The organism is Nocardia barduliensis (genome assembly GCF_013315795.1).
Classification (GTDB): Bacteria; Actinomycetota; Actinomycetes; order Mycobacteriales; family Mycobacteriaceae; genus Nocardia; species Nocardia barduliensis.
Map to the genome: position 1 here is coordinate 12,676 of NZ_JABLTE010000007.1, position 17,318 is coordinate 29,993.

Consider the following 17,318-nt stretch of genomic DNA (forward strand, 5'->3'; position numbering starts at 1 on the left):
GATGATTTCTGCCCGTTGATCTTCTAGTGTCAGCGCGTTGGCAGGTTTCAGTCACTGCGCGGCTGATCCTGCAACGGCAATCAGCTCGGGTAGTGTGCCTGTGTTGGTGTGAATGTTGTTGCAGCGAAGTCGGATTCGCTGCACTCCAGGGTCCGGCGGTCGCTTCACGCGGTCGGAGCCGCGGAACCGGGCTCGGGACTATGTGACCGGGTTGGTGGCGGGGCTGGAGCGCTAGAACGGGGTGGACGCTGGCCGAGCGGCCGGTGAGTTGAGCCCGGACGGTATGCAGCGGTTGTTGCGGTGGGCGGACTGGGACATCGACGTCCGGGGGAAGACGGGCGCGTCGTCAACATCCAGCCTCAATGTCCAGTATCCGAAGAGCGAACGATTCTTGCTGAGCGCTTGCAGCGTTGAGGTCGCGGCCCGAACACGGCACTGGTCGTACGACCTGTCCTGAGTTGGGTACAGATCAGGGGGCGATTCGCCAGAAATCCGGCGGTAGCGCGCTATGGCAGATAGCAGTTGACTGTCTGCCATCGACCGCAAAGCCGCCCTAGCGCGACGGCATCTCCGCGACGGGGCAACGGGAAACTATCTGCAATTGTGCGGGAAGCAGGTCTGAGTGGGCGCGGTGCGGGCACTTCCCTCGGCGGGGTCCGGGGGCTGGCTGGCGGATGCAGGGGCGATGTTCCTGGCGGCGATTCAGAGGGTACGAAAGGTAACGCAGTGCGGGCAACGTTGCCACCAGTTCGGAATCGGGTCCGACCATGGGTATCCGTAGGGGAGCACCCGGTTATCGGTGCCGCATTCGGGGCGACTGCTTCCTGCGGCGACTGCGTGTGCGATGGGCGGCCCGTCATCGACGAACTTCAGATTCGTGTAGTTCCTGAAATCCATGGGCAGCGTCGGGTCCGCGGCTATCAGTCGGATGTTCCCGTCGAACCAGGTTTCGTACTCCACTACCGGATCGTAGTGGTGGGCGCGTCGATATTCGATTGTGCCCTGCGGGCTACTGCTCGCCGGTGCCGGAGCCGAGGTGATCCTGGCGGTGCGCACCCCGGCCAAGGGGGAACAGGCCGAAGCAGAGATTCTGGCCGCGCACCCCGAAGCCCGAGTGGAGGTCCAGCGACTGGACCTGGCGGATCTGTCGTCGGTGCGCGCGTTTGCCGCCGCGTTGGTCGCCGGGGACCGCCCGCTGGATCTACTGGTGAACAACGCCGGAGTGATGAACGTGCCCCAGCGGATGGAGACCGCCGACGGCTTCGAGTTGCAGTTCGGTAGCAACTTCTTGGGCCCGTTCGCTCTCATTGCCGACTTCACGACCGCTCATCAAATGGCCGTGCCGCCTCCGCTCGACAGGCTGCTGATCGCGCAGACCAGCGCAACGAACGGCTCGGTGATACCACCACAGCTCCCTGCGACCGACACGGCCGGTGCGGGCGCCTGCGGTTCGAGCGGCAACGGCGCCGCGGCGGCCGCGCCAGCGCCGGTCAGGGTCGCGGCACCGGCCAGGGCGGCGGCAAATCCACGTACTGCGAACATTCGAACTCCTCGGGTATCGGGTAGACGGCCCGAACCTAATCGGCAAGCCCTCACCACGCATGACCCGAATTGTGTTGTCCTAGAGTCGGAGGGGGCGATCAGAATCGCCGGAAGCGGCCGAGCGCTCCAGCGCTGCTGGAGCGCTCGGTCCGGCCTTCCCAGGTCCCTGCGGTCTCAAGGGAGCGGAAGGGGTGGGGACGGGGGAAAGGTCACCGGGACGGTCGCGGGTGCGCGGTGGAAGGGGTCCGGTAACCAGGTCACTTCGTCAGCGGGAATCGCCAGGCGAATTTCCGGTAGGGCGTCGAGTAGTTGGTCGAGCGCTTCCTGGACGATGACCATGGTCAGCGACTGGGCGGGGCACGCGTGGGGGCCGGCGCCCCAGGCGAGATGCGAACGGTTGCCCTGGCGCTCGCCGGCCGCCGCCGCGGGATCGTTGTTGCACGCCGCCAGACCGATCAGCACCGGCTGGTGCTGCGGCAGCCACACATCGCCGACGACTTGCGGCTGACTCGGATACCGGAAGCAGGAATTCGCTTTCGGTGGGTCGGTGAAAAGCACTTCGTCGATCGCGTCCCGGGTGGACAGCGCTCCGCCGAGCAGTTCGCCGCCGAACCGGTCATCGGTCGCCAGCGACAGCACGCTGACCGCGATCAGATTCCAGGTCGGTTCGGCGCCGGTCGTGTACAACATGGCCATCTGATGGACGAGTTCGGTTTCGCTGAGCCGGGCCGGATGCTGGACCAGCCAAGACGCCGCATCGGTCGCCGGGGCAGCCCGTTTGGCCGATATCACCGCGAGCATGCTCGCTTCGAGCGTTCGCCTGCTCGCTTCCGCCGCGTCCGCGTCGGTGGCGTCGCGCAGGTTCATCATCGCCGCGTACGCGTCTTCGCGGACCTCGTGCGGGAAGCCGAGCACCTCCTCGAGCACACCGACGGTGAGCGGGATCGCGTACTCGGTGAGCAGATCCGCCGAACCGGCCGCGCAGAAACCGTTGATCAACGACACCGCGGTGCGTTCCACCGTGTCGCGCAGTGTGTGCAGATCGATCCGGTCGAGAGTGCCGGTGACGGCGGTCCGGTAGCGGGAATGCTCGTCTCCCGTGGTCCGCGACGCGTCCGGTCGCCAGCGCATCGCCAACGGCACCGGGCACTCCGTCGGCACACTCTGCTCCCACTGGCTCGGATCAGCCGAGAATCGCGCGGGATCGGTGAGAATGTCCAGTGCGGTGCGGTAATCGATGACGAGCGTCGCAGGTACTCCCGGCGCGACCTCCACCGGAACCAGCGGACCGTGCTCGCTGCGCAGTCGCTGGTAGGTGGTGTGCGGGTCGGCCGCGAACTCGTCCGAATACAGCTTCACCGCCGGGCACCGTGGGGATGCTGCGGCGCGGACGGGCGAGACGGTTGTCTCGATTCGTGCGAAAGAGACGAAATCATGAACAGGCTCCTGAACGAAGGCAAGGGGCGACGACAGGATCCGTACGGCTTCGCTGGCGCAGGCGGATCCGGCCGTGCGAGGGATAGCTGGTCCGGCTACCGCGGGAAGGTGCGGAGGGAAGGCCGCTGACGCGCGGAGGGTGCGAATAGTCGGCCTGCTGCGCGGGTCGTGAATCCTGCCGATCCATGTGCCCGGTGCGACCTCGACACGCTGAACTCCCCTGTTACGCCGCCGGCAATTGGCGCCACGGCCGAATCAGGCCCGTCGTACCGACCGGTATGCCAAATCTATTCGACCACAGCATAATTCGACTAACCGTGGGGGAGCATACGCATCGCGGCCGTCGTTCGCAGCGCGAAGATTTGGGCACGCGTCGCCCTCGACGCAACCGACACGTCGGCGCAGACCGGACCGGCCGCGTTCAATAGGAACCGGCACACCTCGGACCCGGGTCGTGGTCCGGTGATCCGCGGCGGGGCCATTCGGTGCCGTGAACTGTGTTGCCACTGATAACCGGTCGACATGTTCGCGGGATTCGGACGCCTAAAGAGTGGCCTTTCGAACTCGGCGCAGCGACTGCCGACCGGCGCCGCCCTTGTTCGGCAGTGGTTTCGGTCGGGCGATCAGGTGGGCGATGTCACATTCGCCGCGGCGAATCGCTGGACGACGTGGCGCCCGACGCCCCGGCTGCCGCCGGTCACCACTACGGTGCGCGTCATCGGAAGTCGCTCGCGGATGCGGACGGCGCCTGCACGATCGTCAACTTCGAACGCTTTCGCAGTGTGAATCCCAGCGACTCGTACAGGCTGATGGCTGTCGTGTTGTGGGCGAGCGCATGCAAAAACGGTATCTCGCCTCGCGCGCGGATGCCCGCGCCGATCGCGCGGACCAGGCGCGTCGCGAAGCCGCGGCCACGGAACTCCCCGTCGGTGCACACGGCGCTGATCTCGGTCCAGCCGGGCGGGTGCAGGCGCTCCCCGGCCATCGCCACCAGACGGCCGTGGACCCGAAGCCCGAGATAGGTGCCCAGTTCGATGGTCCGCGGCGCGTACGGCCCCGGTTCGGTGCGTGCGATCAGATCCAGGATCTCAGGCACGTCCGCCGCGGTGAGAATATTCAGCTCCGGGTCGTCGGCGACGCGCAGCGCGCTGCCGTCCATCTGCACCGAATCCAATTCGTGGAGGATCGTCCAACCGGCCGGTGGCACATGGCCGTCGCCGCGGAGTCCGGTGCTGCCGCCCGGTCCGAGCAGGGTGGCCAGATCGGACCAGTCCCGTTGGCCGAGGACCGGCGGATGTCCGACGAACCCGGCGACCTCCGGGTCGTAGCGGCAGATCCGTCCCACCCAACCGGCGAACCGGCGATGCTCGCCATGCAGCGACGCGCGCACCGGATCATCGAGCGGGTGCGGCGAGGTACCGATGTCGATGGTCGACTCGAGGGTCAACGCCCACTCCTTCACAACAGCGTCCGACGAGAGAACGTTAGCGGAGCACACGACCGGTCGGCATCGGTTGCGCTCACAGCGATCTCGAGACGCGGATCGCCGCACAACGCCATCGACATCGATCGCGTTCGGTAGCGTAGGTCCGTCCGGTGGCGGACCGGACGGGGCGGATAGGAGCGGGCTGGTGCGTGTCCATCATCTGGATGCCGGGGGAACTCGTCCTTTCGGAGGTCGTCTGTTCGATGGCAGGCCGGGCGTATGGCGCAAGGCCGCCGGAGCCTGTCATTGCCTGTTGATCGAGCACTCGACCGGGTTGACCCTGGTCGACACCGGTTACGGCGAGCAGGCCGTGATCCGGCCGGAGGTTTGGGTCGGGCGGCAGCTCATCCGGCAATCGGACCCGGTTCTCGACCAGCCGATCGTCCGGCAGATCGAGGCGCTCGGTTTCTCCCGCGCCGATGTCCGGGACATCGTCGTGACACACCTCGATCTCGATCACGCCGGCGGTCTCGCCGACTTCCCCGAGGCCACGGTGCACGTGTACCGGGCGGAGCTGGATACGGTCGAAGGGCCGTACGGCCGTCGCGAGAAGTTCCGGTATCGATCCGTGCACTTCGAGCACGGACCCAAGTGGTCGGTCTACGACGAGTCCGACAGCCGCGCGGAGCGCTGGTACGGATTCCGGGCGGTCCGTGAATTGCGCGGCCTGCCACCGGAGATCCTCATGGTTCCGCTGATCGGGCACACGCGCGGTCACGTCGGCGTCGCCGTGGACACCGGTGACGGCTGGTTGTTGCACGCCGGTGACGCTTACACCCACCACGGCCAGATGCGCGAGAAGCCCTTGATTCCGCTGGGAGTGCGCGCCTTCCAGCGATACGTGGACACTCACCGGCAGTCGCGGATGGAGAATCAGCAGCGGCTGCGGGAACTCGTCCGCGACAACGGTGACGAGGTGACGGTGTTCTCCGCACACTGCGCCACGGAGTTCGAGCGACTGCGCCGGTGATGGCCGGCCGGTCCTGGTGCGCTACCCGAACCGGCCGGCTGTCGACTACTCGGCGATGCGCGCGGTCAGCGGTCCACCCCGGTCGAGAATCGCTCCTCGTCGGCGCCCTCGGATCGTGCCTGCTGCTCATCGTTTTCCGTATGCCGAATCGGCAGGATGAGCTGGCGTTTGCTCGGCATGGTGTTGATGAGGGTGGTGTCACCGTTGTAGTGGGCGAGGACGCGGTGGTCCATGACCGCGCGCCACAGCGGGGGAATCGCGGCCAGCACGACCATGGTGGCGTAGCCCGCGGGAAGCTGGGGAGCCTGCGCGGAGCTGCGGAGGGTCTGGTAGCGGCGGCCGGGGTTGGCGTGGTGGTCGCTGTGGCGCTGGAGGTGGAACAGGAAGATGTTGGTGACCAGTCGGTCGCTGTTCCAGCTGTCGCGCGGCGAGCAGCGGGCGTAGCGGCCGTCGGGGCGGCGGGCGCGCAGGAGTCCGTAGTGTTCGACGTAATTGACGGTTTCCAGCAGGCCGGCGCCGATGATCGCCTGGATGGCGAGGTAGGGGATGACGACGGGGCCGAAGGCCACGATCATCGTGGTGAACAGCGCCACGCTCATCGCCCAGGCTTGCAGGAGATGGTTGGCCGGGCTGAGCCAGCGTTTGCCGTTGCGGGCCAGCCGCTGGCGTTCCAGGGCGAGGGCGGAGCGGAAGCCGCCCACCACGGTGCGCGGCAGGAACTTCCACAGCGATTCGCCGTAGCGGGCGCTGGCGGGGTCTTCCGGGGTGGCGACGCGGACATGGTGGCCGCGATTGTGCTCGACGTAGAAGTGCCCGTACCCGGACTGCGCGAGCGCGATCTTGGCCAGCCAGCGTTCGAGGCGTTCGGCGCGGTGGCCGAGCTCGTGCGCGGCGTTGATGCCGATGCCGGAGACGAAGCCGAGGGTCACGGCCAAGCCGAGCTTGTCGGCCAGGGTCAGCTCGTGGCTGGCCCACAGATATCCGGCGATGAGCAGGCCGATGAATTGAATCGGCAGGAAGAGAAAGGTGCACCACCGGTAGTAGCGGTCATTGGACAGTGCCTCGTAGTCCTCGTCGCGCGGGTTGCTGCCGTCGTCGCCGATGGCCCAATCCAGCAGCGGGATCACCCCGAGCACGATGATGGGGCCGATCCACCAGAAGACTTCCATGCCGGTGTGCGCCACCAGCTGGGAGGGCAATACCGCGCACCCCGGGGCGATCAAGCCCAGAATCCACAAGTAGCGCTTGGGGTCTCGGGCTCTCGTGTGCTCGAAGATCGTCATAGCCGTCCCGCCGATCCATCAGGGAAACATCCAACCGACAGTTCTGACTGCGGACAACGCATCCACTGTGCACGCCGTTCCAGAATAGCTGGAAGTTCGCTGAAGGGTAGAAAACGGTCCGAATCGGTGGCTGAGCGGGGGGTGTGGGCACTGTGCTCAGGTTCCCGTGGCCGGTCGGCGCCCGGCTTCTCGGGGGAGTTCTCGCGCGCGACGGAGGTCCAGTGCGGCGCTCGGTGACGGGATTCGGCATCGTCCGGGGGCGTCCTCGTGTCGCTGCCGGCGAAGCGCTCGTTTCGGCAACCTGGGATCGGCGTGCGCCATACCGCCGGTCGACGCCGCCGTGCCGGGCGCGGACGGATCCACGCGAGAACTCCGAGCGTCATCGGTGTGCGCACCTGAGCGGCTCAGGCCGGTGGGGATGAGCCAACTCCGACATTCGAACCTTTCTGTACCGAATTCGACGTAGCTGTCCAACGGCGGAACAGGTATGGGGCAAATGTGGTGCAAATCAGCCGCGCGGCGCTGCAGCAGGGAGCATTCGGCTGATCGTGGGGTGGAGCTCGCCTGCCGCGCGGGGGACCCGAAGGTGCCGGGCAGGCCGGTCGGCCGCGGCTCGGTCGTGTGAACCGAGCAGCGGCCGACCGTGGTGCGGGGAAATCACGGCGCTACGGGCCGATGCCGCGCGGCTGCCCAGGGCAGTGCGCCGAGGCTCCGATCGAGATACCGACGGTATCGGAGTTGGTCGCCGTTTCGCAAATCAGGGCAGCGCCGCACAGTTGGACGGAGCGGGCTGGCCCGCGAGCCGCTCGGTCATCCAGTGCTGGGAGGTCGCCAGCGAGGGGAAGAACGCCAGCACGTGGGTGACGCGCAGACCGGTGATGACACTGGGCAACTCGGTATTCGCGTTGAGTTGCACCGGCGCGCCACCGGCACACCAACGGGCGGCCATGTCCCGCACGGGCACGTACGGCGCGCCCTCGTCGTTCTGGCTGGAGGAGACGAGAACGGGCATCCCCGGGGTGAGCGTCCCGACGCGCTGCTCGTCGAACGCGGCCTTCAATGCCGGGGACTGGTCGATCACCGCGGTGAGCGGCTGCCCGCTGACGGTCCACTGGGAGGTGTTCGGGAACTGCTGAGCCAGACCGATCGGCACGGCGCACTTTTCCAAGGATTCCCGCAGAATCGCCTTGCCGGTGTCGTTGAGCTCGGCGTCGAGCACCGCGCGGGTTTCGGGATAGTTGGCGGCGATGCCGTTGAGAATCCACGCGAAGGCCGGGCCCAGTGCGGCCCGTCCGTCGTTGAACCCGATGAAGTATTCGTCGTCCACGACCGGTCCGCCGACATAGGCGCCCTGCACGTTCAACTCAGGGGCGTAGCTCTGTTTCAGTTCGGCCGCGGCCGCCGAGGCCATGCCGCCCTGGGAGTATCCGTACAGGATGACCGGCGAGCCGGGATGCAGGCTGGTGCCCGGCAATTGCAACGCCGCACGCGCGGCGTCCAGCAGCGAGTACGCCTGAGCTTTCCGGTTGAGATAGTCGTGAACCGCGGGTGTTCCCAGACCGTGGTAATCGGTCACCATCACCGCCATGCCGCGGGCCAGGAGCGTATACAGCGCCAGCACGTCGTATTCGACGATCACGTCGAAGGGGGGCTGGTATTGCACGAATTGCGCCAGCAGTTTCGAAGGCGCGCATTGATCGCCTTGTCCCTTGGTTCCGACCGCGTATGCGATCAACGGACGCTCACCGGGGCCGGTCCACGGTTGGGCCGGCTCCAGATATGTTCCCACCACCGCCGCCGGGGCGCCGTGGGTGTCACTGCTGGAGTACATGATGCGCGTCGACGTCGCCGGGATCTGTCCGGGCTGTCCGGGGACCGAAATCGCCAGCCGCGACGCTTCGGTGCGGATGATGGAGCCCGGCGCGCCCGGTGACGCGGGCGGGATGTAGAAATCGTCGCCGGCCACGGCCTCCGCGGTCGGTTCCGTCCACGCGTGTGGGGCGGAGATCGCCCCGCCCCCGACGACGATGAGGGTTCCCGTCAAAGCTGTGGCCAATCTGAGTATTCGGCTCCTCACGATGCGATCCTTCCTGCGATTTGGGATACCCATGGCATCTAGAATCGGATACTGAGAGTATCTGTAAGGGGTAGAGATTGTCCGGGAATAGCGATGAGTGTCGGCGGCTTCGGGGAGCGGGCAGTTCGCGGCCGACCAGAGCGCAGAGTCAGGCGCGCACGCGCACGGTGTTGATCCAGACCGCGAAGCGGCTTTTTCTGGCGGACGGCTATCAGGCGACGACTCTGGACAAGGTCGCGAAAGCCGCCGGTTTCACCAAAGGGGCGGTGTATTCGAACTTCCGCACCAAAGACGACCTGTGTCTGGCCGTGCTCGACGAAATTCACGGTGAGCGAGCGGCCGAGATCGCCGAGATCATCGCCGCGCCGACGGCCGCGCAGCGGCTGAAGCGGATGACGGAATGGGCGCAGCGGGTGGTCGGCGATCCGGACTGGACGCAGTTGGAATTGGAGTTCAGCGTCCATGCTCGGCGCGACGATCACCTGCGCGCCGAACTCGCGACCCGGCTCGACGATATCGTCGGGATGGTCGGCGCCGCCCTGAAGACGACCGACGACCGCGAGGCCCGGATGCCGCAGGCCGAAGCCGCGGTCGCCGTGCTGGCACTCGGCGTGGGGCTGGGCCTGTTCCGGTCGATCGATCCCGGCATCCCGGTCACGGGGATGATCTCGGCGCTGCGCGCGATCGCGGGGTTGTCCCGGGACGGCTGAGCCGGTGGGCGAAGGCCGAATCTCGCGAGATCGGATCACACAGCTGGGGTTGCGGTCGCCGCGTCGGCGGTTAATATAAGACAAAACTTATTCAAGGAGGAAGTCATGCCGCTGCTCACCGATCCGGCCGCGATCGCCGGGCTCGTCACGCGTGAAGTTCGCACCGGTTCCCGCGACGGCACGCCGACCAGGATCGCTGTCGCCCGGCGCAGGTACCCGACCGATCGGGCGGATCTGTGGGACGCGCTCACCGACATCGAGCGGATCCCGCGCTGGTTTCTGCCCATCAGCGGCGATCTGCGGGTGGGCGGCCGCTATCAGACCGAGGGCAACGCAGGCGGTGTCGTGGAACAGTGCGACGCGCCGGAGCTGTTCGCCGTGACGTGGGAGATGGGCCCGCAGGTCTCCTGGCTGACGGTGCGTCTCACGCCCGCCGGAGACGGCACCGAGCTGGAGTTGGCACACGAGGCGCCGGTCGATCCGGAGTTCTGGTCGCAGTACGGACCGGGCGCGGTGGGCGTCGGCTGGGATCTCGCCCTGATGGGCCTGGGGCTGCATTTGTCCAGCGGCGCTCCGGTGGACGCGGCGGAGGCGCTGGCCTTTCCACTCACGCCCGAGGGAGTGGCGTTCATCCGCGCGGCGGCGCTCGACTGGGCCGAGGCCGCAGTCGGTGACGGTGACGACCCGGCGGACGCGAACGCCGCGGCGCTGCGAACCGTCGATTTCTACACGACCGTTCCCGAGGACGGCTCCGAGGGTTGATGGACCGGTCCCCGGCGAAGATCTTCGAGGCACTCGGCGACCCGGTTCGCCGATTCATCCTCGAATTGGTGGCGGTCGACGAGCAGCCCGCGGGTGCGGTGGTCGCCGCCGTGCGACAGCGGACGCCGATCTCGCAGCCCGGCGTCTCCCAGCACCTCAAGGTGCTGCGCGACGCCGGGCTGGTACGTGTGCGTGCCGAGGGCACTCGACGGCTGTACGCCCTCGACCCGGCGGGCGTCGATGCCGCCCGGGCCTGGCTGACCGAATTGGCCGACCGGCTGCACCAGTTCGCTCAACCGCTGGACGCTCTGGCGACGGAGATCGCCCGCGGGAAACGAGCCCGCCGCGGCGCTGCCTCCGGTGGGACCGGCGAGGAGGATTCCGGGCGACGAGCCCAGCACGCGTGACCGCGCGCCGGGTACTCGCTCAGCAGCGGCCGAACACGACGGCCGCGTTGTGTCCGCCGAAACCGTAGGAGTTGTTCAGCGCGTAGGTGATGTTCTGGGTTCGAGCGCTGCCGTGAACGATGTCGAGCTCGATTTCCGGGTCCTGGTTGTCGAGGTTCAGCGTCGGCGGCACCACGCCGTCCCGGACGCTGAGCACGGTGAGCGCGGCTTCTACCGCGCCGACCGCGCCGACCGAGTGCCCCAACGCGGATTTCGGCGCGTAGACCGACGCGTGGTCGCCCACCGCCGCCCGGATGCCCTTGGCTTCCGCGAGGTCGCCGAAGGGGGTTGCCGTCGCGTGGGCATTGACGTGGTCGATCTCGGTGGGGCTCACCCCGGCCGTCTCGATCGCCCGGCGCATGGCTCGAATGTTTCCCGCGCCCTCGGGGTGCGGGAGCACCATGTGGTAACCGTCGGCGGTCAGGCCCGCGCCCATCAAGCGAGCAAGGGGCTTGGCTCCCCGCGCCCGTGCGTGGTCCTCCGACTCCAGGACGAACAGCGCGGCGGCTTCGCCGAAGACGAATCCGTCACGGTCCCGGTCGAACGGACGTGACGCGCGTTCGGGTTCATCGATCCGGGTGCTCAACGCGCGCATCATCGAGAACCCGGCCACCGCGAGCGGATTGATGCGGCCCTCCACACCGCCCGCCACGATGATGTCGGCCTCGCCGAGGATGATCGAACGCCACGCGTGCACCAGCGCCTCGCATCCCGACGCACAGGCCGAGACGGGCGTGATCACGCTGGCTCGCGCGCCGAGTTCCAGCCCGACCACCGCGGCGGCGCCGTTCGGCATGGCCATGGGCACCGCGAAGGGCGACACCTTGCGGTAGCCCGCTTCCCGCATGAGGTCGTTGGACTCGATGATCGTGTCGGCGCCACCGAGGCCGGTGCCGATGCACACGCCGAGGCGATCGAGATCCACTTCCGGCCGTCCCGCCGTATCCCAGATCCGGTTGCCCATGACATAGGCGACCTGCTGGACATAGGACATGCGACGCTTCTGGACGCGGCTGAGTTCGTCGGTGGGATCGAGCTTGAACTGGCCGCCGATGTCGACGGGAACCTGGAAGCGCTCGAAGTCCGGGTCTTGCACCTTGGCGATACCGGTTTCCCCGGCGAGCAGCCCCTTCCAGGTGGCTTCGGTGTCGGCGCCGACAGCTGTCGACATCTCGACCGCCGTCACGACCACGCTCCGGAACCCTCCGTTGCTGGTGGAGAAGTCCGCCAAATCGGACATCAAACCCCTTCTTTCGGCTTGTCGGCTCAGGTGCTCAAGCGAGGCTATGTGCGTGCCGGAAGACCGGGGTAGTAGCCCGAGTGCCTTTCACCGCTACGATCGGGCCATGCAACCGGATGGGGGAGCGCGCCGGGTCGCCGTCGTCATTCCCGATGAAGTAGTCGTTCTGGACGCGGCGATTCCGATCGACGTGTTCGGCTCCGATCTCCACTATCAGCTCGAGGTCTGCGCGGTATCCCCCGCGGTGCCGACCGCGGTTCCGGGGCTGTCCTGTGTGGCGGGGGCCGGGCTGGAAGCTTTGCGGCACGCCGACACGGTGGTGGTACCCGGTTACGCGTCCTACGAGACGCCGCCACCGGAACGGGTGCTGCGAGCACTGCGCGACGCCCACGGGCGAGGCGCGCGAATGCTGTCGATCTGTACCGGCGCGTTCGCTCTCGCCGCCGCGGGACTGCTGTCCAACCGGCCCGCGACGACGCATTGGCGGGCCACCTCGTTGTTGCAGAGCCGCTACCCCGACGTCGAGGTTCATCCCGACCGCCTGTTCGTGGACGACGGTGACGTGATGACCTCCGCGGGCGTCACCAGCGGGATCGACCTGTGCCTGCACGTGGTGCGCAAGGACATCGGCGCGGCGGCCGCGAACGAGCGCGCCCGCGACCTGGTGGCGCCACCGGTTCGCGAAGGCGGTCAGGCTCAGTACACCCGGCAGTTCCCGCCGCAGACCTCCTCCGGTGTGCTGGCCGAGACCCGGGCGTGGATTCTCGAGAACCTCGAACACCGGCATTCGCTCGAAGACCTCGCCAAACGGTCGAATCTCTCGCGGCGCAGCTTTGTGCGGCGATTCCGGGAGGAGACCGGAACCTCCCCGCACGTGTGGATCACCAGTGCGCGCTTGAATCAGGCGCGGGAACTGCTGGAGACGACCGAACTACCGATCGATCAGATCGGCTACCGGGTGGGTCTGGGGAACCCCGCCAACACCCGGGCGGTGTTCAAGCGGCATCTGGGTGTCAGCCCCGGTCAGTACCGGCGCATGTTCGCCGTAGGGAACTGAAGCGACGGACTCAGCCGGGAAGCCGTTGCGCGGGATAGTCGCGCAGTCGCGGATCGGCGTCCCCGACGACCACCGGGTGGCCGACCAGATCGAACATCGCGATGTCGGAATGGTGATCGCCGAATGCCGCGCAGGACGCCAGATCGATGGCAGTGCGCTCGGCATACCGCAGCAAGGCCGCGGACTTGTCGCTCCCGACCATCGTCGCGAGCACGTTCCCGGTGTATTTCCCGGCCGCCGTCTCCATGGTCGTGCACAAGACCGCGGCGGCGCCGACCGCGTCGGCGATCGGCCGCAGCGCCGGGGTGAACGAGCCCGACACCAGGACGATGCGCGTCCCGGTCAGGGACAGCTCGTCCAGCCGCCGCCGCACGGCGGTATTGAAGAAAGCCGGATCCGCGGCGCACGAGGTGAACCAGTCGTGCCCGATGCGTCGCACATCGGCGACGTCGCGGCCGGCCCATTGCCGGTAGAACCACCGATGGGATTCGCCACGGCTCATCCCCGCGGCACGAAGTGCGCGGAATTCTCCGACCACGGTGTCGGCTTCGGGGCCGCGCCCACGTCGTCGCGCGTCGAAGACGAACAGCGACAAGAAGCTCACGCAGCGGACCAACGTTTCGTCGACGTCGACGAATGCCGCTGGGACATCAGGTCGGTCGACCGGGAGCGTCACCGGCGGCGCACCGGCGCGGGCGGAAGCGGGAGTCTGCGCGGCTTACTCATGCGGCGGTGACCCCGGTCTGCACGGTGGGATCGGTGTGCCGTCCGGCCTCTTTCTCCGGTGGCGGGTCGTCGCGGTACGCGTCCGGGGTGGCGCCACAGAGTTTCAGCAAGGGCGCTGTCATCGCGGTGGTGACCAACGCCATCATGACCAGCAGCGAGTACAGCCGCTGTTCGAGGACGCCGATCGTCAGCCCGATGTTCAAGATCACCAGCTCGGTCAGCCCGCGGGTGTTCATCAGCGCCGCGAGGGCCGCGGACTCCGCGCGGTCGGTCCGGCCGAGGCGGGCCGCCAGGTAGGTGCCGCCGAGCTTGCCTGCCAGCGCGGCGAACATGATCGCGGCGAATTCGCCGATCGCGGCGCGATCGAGGGCGCCGAGGTCGACCTGGAGACCGGCCACCACGAAGAACGCGGGCAGGAAGATGCTGCTCAGCAGCTGGGCGCCGCTGTCGACGGCCGCGCGCAGCCGCCGGGGGAACACGACACCGAACAGGAACGCGCCGAAGATCAGGTGCAGTCCCAGCCATTCGGTGGTGGCTCCCAGCAGCAGCGCGCCGGCTACGCCGAGGAAGACCATGTTGCTCGAATTCCGCTCCGATCCGGTGCGGGAGAGGCGGTCGAGGGCTGGACGCACCGCCCACCACAGCAACAGGACCAGCGGAACGCACAGCAGCAGCCGCCAGTGGTGATCCGTGCCGGGCCGGGCGATGGCGACGACCACCGCCAGTCCGCACCAGGCCAGGACGTCGTCCACCGCGGCGCAGGTCATGGCGGTTTGACCGAGCCGGGTGCCCAAGAGTTTGCGGTCGTGCAGGATCCGGGCCAGCACCGGGAACGCCGTGACGGCCAGCGCGCAACCGATGAAGAGCGCGAAGGTCAGCCGGTTGCCGCCGTCGTGCCGGGCCAGCGCCCAGATCGCGATGGCGGAACCGAGCGCGAAGGGGGCGAGATAGGCCGACAGCGCGATCGTGGTGACCGACCGCCTGCGTCCGGCGATCGACCGCAGATCCATCTCGAGACCGGCGGAGAACATGAAGATCATCACGCCGACGTTCGCGAAGGCCGTGAGATACGAACGGATGTCGTGCGGAAAGACCGCCTCGGACAACTGCGCCCCGAGGATCGTCGGACCCGCGAGGATGCCCGCCAGGATCTCGCCGATCACCGCGGGCTGGCCGAGCCGCTCGGCCAGCCACCCCAGCAGACGCGCCGCGCCCACGATCAAAACGAGGTCCAGCAACAGAAAGATCATTTGATGGCTCGGCAACGCCTCGACTCCGTTCGCATTGAGACATCGCGGGATCGGCTTCGATGCTCGCACGGGGTGTCTCCGTAGCGCATCGACCGCGGCGCGGAACCCCCCGAAACATGGACTGCCTGCACCGAGACGATAGCGCACCGGCCCCGCGGATGAGAGTGCAGAGTGATCTACGCCACGCCCGTCCGGGCGGGGGCGTGGGGCTGGCGCAAAGAGGTGCATCTCTGTCGCGAATCGGACTGGCTGGTCGCTCTTTTCGTTGTGAATACTTCGTTCTATGGCTTGTGCCGGTCGGAGGGCCCAGCCGAGGGGAGTCGACGTTGTTCGAAGGTAAGACGGTACTCGTAACCGGAGCGGCAACCATCATCGGAGCCGAAGTAGCCGGTGTCTTCGCCGAATACGGCGCGAATGTCGTACTGGGAGACATAGATACGGACGGGGGGAAGCAGACGGCCGCCGCGATCGGCGACCGAGCCGTCTTCGTGCCCCTCGATGTGCGCAGCGACGCGTCGGTCGGGTCGTTCGTCGCCGCCGCGGCCGACCGGCACGGACGGATCGACGTGCTGGTCAACATCGCCTGCGTCTACGGCGACGACGGGCCCGGCGGGGATGCTCGGGCGCAGTGGCTCGACGTGCTGAACACCAATGTCGTCGGTGCGGCGATGTTGTGCGAGGAGGCGCGCGCCCGGCTACGGGAGACGGCAGGGTCCATTGTCAACTTCGCGTCGCCCAGTGGACGCATCGCTCAGGCCGGGCGAATTCGATATCCGGTCAGCAAGGCGGGAATGCTCCAGCTGACCCGCAGTCTCGCGCTGGAGTACGCCGGTGACGGTATCCGGGTGAACAGTGTCTCGCCGGGCTGGACCTGGTCCCGCGTGATGAACGAGATCACCGAAGGGGACCGGGCCCGCACCGATGCGGTGGCCGCCCGGTTCCACATGCTGGGCAGGGCGGCCGATGCCCGCGAGATCGGCGAGGTGGTCGCCTTCCTCACCTCGCCCAAGGCGAGCTTCGTGACCGGCGCCGAGTGGACCGTGGACGGCGGTTACTCGGCGCTGGGACCCGAGCAGACCACATCGGCGATCGAGTTGCTCATGCGCGAGCGACCGGAACCGCACGCAACTTCTCTTGCTTAGGAATTGGGAAAATGACTGCAGCAACAATTTCGGCGACCTCCTTACTGGCGGCGGTCCGATCGCTGGCACCCGATCTCGCGGCGCGGCGCAGTGAGATCGATGCCGAGCGCAGGCTTCCGGTCGACATCGTCGAGCGGCTCCGCGAAATCGGTGTCTACCGAATGTGTTTCAGCGCCGAGATCGGCGGTCCCGGCTTGACCTCGCTGGAGCAGCTGGAGATCGTCGAGGCGCTGTCCTACGGCGATACGGCGACCGGCTGGTGCGCCATGATCGGCGCCGCCACCGGCATCTACGCCGGCTATCTCGACGAACAGGCCATCGCGGAACTGATGCCGACACAGGACCTGATCACGGCGGGACTGATCTTCCCGGCCGGTCGCGCCGAGCGGGTCACCGATGGTTACCGGTTGACGGGACGATGGAAGTTCGGCAGCGCGATCACTCACGCGGACCTGGTCATCGGCGGCGCTTTCGTGACGGCGAACGGCCGGATGGAGGAGACCGCGGACGGCAAGCCGGTCGTGCGGCTGTTCTACATGCGCCGCGATCAGGTCGCCGTGTTCGACACCTGGGACACCACGGGTCTGCGCGGCAGCGGGAGCAACGATTACGCGGTCGAGGACCTGTTCGTTCCCGAGCACCATTCCTTCGCGTTCGCGGAGCCGAAGAGCTGCACCGGGAAGCTGGCCGAGCCGGAGGCGCTGGCCCGGATCATGCCGGGCGTACCCCTGGGAACGGCCCGCGCGGCGCTGGACTACGTGCGCGGCCTCGCGGACGGAAAAGTCGTGACCGCGACGGGGCAGAAGTGGGCCGACAATTACCGCGCCCAGTATCTGCTCGGTGAGTGCGAGATGGAGTACATCGTCGCGCGGGGAGCTGTCGTCAACACGGTCGAGGAACTGTGGAACGCGTTGGACGGCAACCGTTTCGTCGATCTGCCTGCGGATCTGCGGATCGCGACCGCGCTGGCGAGGACGAATGCCTTCCGCGCCGCGCAGCGAATCCTCTCTCGCCTGTGCGAGCTGGTGGGCACCGATTCGATCTACCGCCCGAATCCGCTCGACATCTGGCTGCGCGACACGAACACGATGGTTCGCCACATCATCGCGCACGACCAGGTGATCCAGTCGACGGGCGCGTTCGTGCTCGGCGGCCGACCGGAGTTCCCGTTCGTCGTAGGGCTGGGCTGA

15 protein-coding genes and 2 pseudogenes are annotated in these 17,318 nt (G+C 67.5%); 9 read left to right on the forward strand and 8 right to left on the reverse strand.

Annotation, left to right across the window (positions count from 1 at the left end; translation table 11 throughout):
- Nucleotides 1-108: 108 nt before the first annotated feature.
- Nucleotides 109-322: pseudogene (locus HOV91_RS39715) on the forward strand (IS701 family transposase); the annotation flags it as partial.
- A 380-nt stretch (nucleotides 323-702) separates the two neighbouring features.
- Here HOV91_RS39715 and HOV91_RS05025 read toward each other — a convergent pair.
- The gene (locus HOV91_RS05025; protein WP_174184262.1) at nucleotides 703-960 is read right to left on the reverse strand and encodes a hypothetical protein; all 258 of its coding nucleotides are present in this window, start codon (nucleotides 958-960) and stop codon (nucleotides 703-705) included.
- A gap of 37 nt (nucleotides 961-997) precedes the next feature.
- On the opposite strand from HOV91_RS05025, the pseudogene HOV91_RS05030 reads away from it, so the two are divergent.
- Nucleotides 998-1,438: pseudogene (locus HOV91_RS05030) on the forward strand (SDR family NAD(P)-dependent oxidoreductase); the annotation flags it as partial.
- 278 nt (nucleotides 1,439-1,716) lie between these two features.
- On the opposite strand, the gene HOV91_RS05040 reads toward HOV91_RS05030, so the two are convergent.
- Together HOV91_RS05040 and HOV91_RS05045 are read right to left on the reverse strand one after the other, a co-directional pair.
- Complete coding sequence (locus HOV91_RS05040; RefSeq protein WP_174184264.1) at nucleotides 1,717-2,901, reverse strand: cytochrome P450 family protein; 1,185 nt, start codon at nucleotides 2,899-2,901, stop codon at nucleotides 1,717-1,719.
- Between the two features lie 793 nt (nucleotides 2,902-3,694).
- Nucleotides 3,695-4,426: a GNAT family N-acetyltransferase gene (locus tag HOV91_RS05045; RefSeq protein ID WP_174184265.1), complete on the reverse strand. Its 732-nt coding sequence runs from the start codon at nucleotides 4,424-4,426 to the stop codon at nucleotides 3,695-3,697.
- 184 nt (nucleotides 4,427-4,610) lie between these two features.
- Between HOV91_RS05045 and HOV91_RS05050 the strand changes: the two genes are divergently transcribed.
- Nucleotides 4,611-5,435 (forward strand): MBL fold metallo-hydrolase, encoded by an 825-nt coding sequence (locus tag HOV91_RS05050; protein ID WP_174184266.1) that lies wholly within the window; start codon nucleotides 4,611-4,613, stop codon nucleotides 5,433-5,435.
- A 65-nt stretch (nucleotides 5,436-5,500) separates the two neighbouring features.
- On the opposite strand, the gene HOV91_RS05055 is transcribed toward HOV91_RS05050, so the two are convergent.
- Nucleotides 5,501-6,718, reverse strand: coding sequence for an alkane 1-monooxygenase (locus tag HOV91_RS05055; RefSeq protein ID WP_174184267.1), 1,218 nt, complete (start codon nucleotides 6,716-6,718; stop codon nucleotides 5,501-5,503).
- 757 nt (nucleotides 6,719-7,475) lie between these two features.
- Complete coding sequence (locus HOV91_RS05060; protein ID WP_174184268.1) at nucleotides 7,476-8,774, reverse strand: lipase family protein; 1,299 nt, start codon at nucleotides 8,772-8,774, stop codon at nucleotides 7,476-7,478.
- Nucleotides 8,775-8,962: 188 nt separating this feature from the next.
- On the opposite strand from HOV91_RS05060, the gene HOV91_RS05065 reads away from it, so the two are divergent.
- The 3 genes from HOV91_RS05065 (at nucleotide 8,963) to HOV91_RS05075 (ending at nucleotide 10,674) form a co-directional block, all read left to right on the forward strand.
- Nucleotides 8,963-9,505 carry a TetR/AcrR family transcriptional regulator gene (locus tag HOV91_RS05065; protein ID WP_312884472.1) on the forward strand — a complete coding sequence of 181 codons (543 nt, stop codon included), beginning with the start codon at nucleotides 8,963-8,965 and terminating at the stop codon, nucleotides 9,503-9,505.
- 105 nt (nucleotides 9,506-9,610) lie between these two features.
- Complete coding sequence (locus HOV91_RS05070) at nucleotides 9,611-10,267, forward strand: SRPBCC family protein (protein ID WP_174184270.1); 657 nt, start codon at nucleotides 9,611-9,613, stop codon at nucleotides 10,265-10,267.
- Nucleotides 10,267-10,674, forward strand: coding sequence for an ArsR/SmtB family transcription factor (locus HOV91_RS05075; RefSeq protein ID WP_174184271.1), 408 nt, complete (start codon nucleotides 10,267-10,269; stop codon nucleotides 10,672-10,674). Before HOV91_RS05070 ends, HOV91_RS05075 begins: the two co-directional genes overlap by 1 nt.
- Nucleotides 10,675-10,693: 19 nt before the next feature.
- Here the strand turns inward: HOV91_RS05075 and HOV91_RS05080 are convergent, their stop codons facing one another.
- Nucleotides 10,694-11,953, reverse strand: coding sequence for a KasA/KasB family beta-ketoacyl-ACP synthase (locus HOV91_RS05080; protein WP_174184272.1), 1,260 nt, complete (start codon nucleotides 11,951-11,953; stop codon nucleotides 10,694-10,696).
- 106 nt (nucleotides 11,954-12,059) lie between these two features.
- Here HOV91_RS05080 and HOV91_RS05085 point away from each other — a divergent pair, with 106 nt between their 5' ends.
- Nucleotides 12,060-13,010 carry a GlxA family transcriptional regulator gene (locus HOV91_RS05085; RefSeq protein ID WP_174184273.1) on the forward strand — a complete coding sequence of 317 codons (951 nt, stop codon included), beginning with the start codon at nucleotides 12,060-12,062 and terminating at the stop codon, nucleotides 13,008-13,010.
- 10 nt (nucleotides 13,011-13,020) lie between these two features.
- Here HOV91_RS05085 and HOV91_RS05090 read toward each other — a convergent pair whose 3' ends face one another.
- On the reverse strand, nucleotides 13,021-13,686 hold the full coding sequence (locus tag HOV91_RS05090) for an HAD family hydrolase (RefSeq protein WP_312884473.1): 666 nt from the start codon (nucleotides 13,684-13,686) through the stop codon (nucleotides 13,021-13,023).
- A 46-nt stretch (nucleotides 13,687-13,732) separates the two neighbouring features.
- Complete coding sequence (locus HOV91_RS05095) at nucleotides 13,733-14,986, reverse strand: cation:proton antiporter (RefSeq protein WP_174184275.1); 1,254 nt, start codon at nucleotides 14,984-14,986, stop codon at nucleotides 13,733-13,735.
- A 326-nt stretch (nucleotides 14,987-15,312) separates the two neighbouring features.
- Here HOV91_RS05095 and HOV91_RS05100 point away from each other — a divergent pair, with 326 nt between their 5' ends.
- Both HOV91_RS05100 and HOV91_RS05105 read left to right on the forward strand, forming a co-directional pair.
- Entirely contained in the window at nucleotides 15,313-16,128 is an 816-nt protein-coding gene (locus HOV91_RS05100) for an SDR family oxidoreductase (protein WP_246349845.1), read from the forward strand.
- 11 nt (nucleotides 16,129-16,139) lie between these two features.
- On the forward strand, nucleotides 16,140-17,318 hold the full coding sequence (locus HOV91_RS05105) for an acyl-CoA dehydrogenase family protein (RefSeq protein ID WP_174184277.1): 1,179 nt from the start codon (nucleotides 16,140-16,142) through the stop codon (nucleotides 17,316-17,318).